At 31.3% G+C, this 1,181-nt stretch carries 2 protein-coding genes; both read left to right on the forward strand.

All coding sequences use genetic code 11. The annotated features are described in order from the left end of the window. Positions 1 to 613: helix-turn-helix domain-containing protein (locus J2Z44_RS21380; RefSeq protein ID WP_209650068.1), on the forward strand; the 613-nt coding region annotated here is incomplete at its 5' end. Then, the gene (locus tag J2Z44_RS21385) at positions 561 to 1,154 is read left to right on the forward strand and encodes an IS630 family transposase (protein ID WP_209650070.1); all 594 of its coding nucleotides are present in this window, start codon (positions 561 to 563) and stop codon (positions 1,152 to 1,154) included. The genes J2Z44_RS21380 and J2Z44_RS21385, both read left to right, overlap by 53 nt. The last annotated feature ends 27 nt before the right edge of the window (positions 1,155 to 1,181 follow it).

Genomic DNA, 1,181 nt, shown 5'->3' on the forward strand with positions numbered 1-1,181 from the left:
TCCGAAATTTAAAGTATTAACAAGCTTAATCTTCCCAATAATAACTCTAAGACTTATCAAAGGAGTTATTATTATGGGAAGAAAGCAAACAAGGATTAACACATTGCACGGTCATACAATAGAAAACTTAATTAAACTAGAACAATCAAATACAAGTAAGTATTCTCGTAGAGCTCTTCGAGCAGTTATAATGCGATACCAAGGTATAGACATATATAACATAACGAATATTCTAGGAGTTTCAAGAGTTACTGTTTTATCTTATATAAACTCCTGGAATTCCCTTGGAATAGACTCTATCGAAGATAACCGTGGTGGATCTGAAAGTTCCTTCACTGATGAAATGCTTAAAGATATAACTAATATATTAACCACAAAAGATCCACGAGAATTTGGATATCTTTCATCTGTATGGAGCATCAACCGCGTAAGAGACTATTTAGAGCATAAATATGGTAGATTATACTCTAGTGAAACAATAAGGCAAGTATTGATAAGTCTTGGCTTTTCTTATAAACGCGGGCAGTATCATCCAACTTTAGCTGATCCTGAAAAGCAAATTGCTTTTAAAAAAAATCAGAAAGATACTAAGTATTGTAGAAGGTTCTTCTAATAAACTTTTATATGTTGCAGATGAAACTGCTATCAAAATAGAATCTAATAATAGAAGAACTTGGAGCCCTATAGGTCAACCCCCTCTAATTGAAAAGAATGGATTAAAGGATGGATTAAAGCTTATAGGAGCTACAGAGATTTCTAAACAGTATGACTCAATTACTGATGTATATCCTTATAGCGCTTCAATAACATCTGATGAGTTTATAGTGTTTCTACAACGGCTATTGGATATAAATTCAGATAAAAAAGTATACTTAATTCTGGATAATGCTAAAATTCATAAATCTAGCACTGTTAAAGCATTTCAGGAAGGTAATAAAAAAAGATTAACACTTATTTACCTTCCTCCATACTCTCCTGAACTTAATCCTCAAGAGAATATTTGGAATATATACAAAGCATGCATTTATACACCTAATTCTAAGGGAAACAAAGAAGTATTGTATGATCAAACTTGCTATTTTTATGAAAACTTAAATCAGAATATTGAACTAGTAAAGGGTATAGTCAACCCCCTTGAGTACTACAAAGAATAATTAAAGTTTTCAAGTGGTAAATCTATA

Origin of the sequence: Clostridium punense (genome assembly GCF_017874425.1) — a bacterium.
GTDB lineage: Bacteria > Bacillota > Clostridia > Clostridiales > Clostridiaceae > Clostridium_J > Clostridium_J punense.